General features: G+C 54.5%; 1 protein-coding gene. It reads left to right on the top strand.

What is annotated here, in order from left to right; genetic code table 11:
- Positions 1 to 255, top strand: a 255-nt coding sequence (locus PSH54_RS20770; RefSeq protein WP_273607025.1) for an Ig-like domain-containing protein, incomplete at both ends; no start/stop codon positions are given.

Raw genomic sequence — 255 nt, 5'->3', positions numbered from 1 at the left:
AAACATTGTAATCACCGACAGTAATGGCGATGAAACACCGCTCACCGCCACCGTGGATGTCAACGGCAACTGGCAAGCAATCAGTCCAGAATTACCTGATGGCAGCTACAGTGTACAAGCCAGCATTGCGGATGCGGCGGGCAATACAGGAGGCGCTACGCAATCGGGCACCCTTGATAGCCTTGCACCGACTCTGACACTCGATACTGTGGGTGCCACCAACGACAGCACGCCAACCATTAGTGGTACCACGAA

The sequence above is a fragment of the Pseudoalteromonas sp. Angola-30 genome, from assembly GCF_028599215.1.
In the GTDB taxonomy this organism is placed as follows: Bacteria; Pseudomonadota; Gammaproteobacteria; order Enterobacterales; family Alteromonadaceae; genus Pseudoalteromonas; species Pseudoalteromonas atlantica.
The sequence above is the reverse complement of the archived record's forward strand: the minus strand, read 5'-3'. Positions and strand labels throughout refer to the sequence as shown.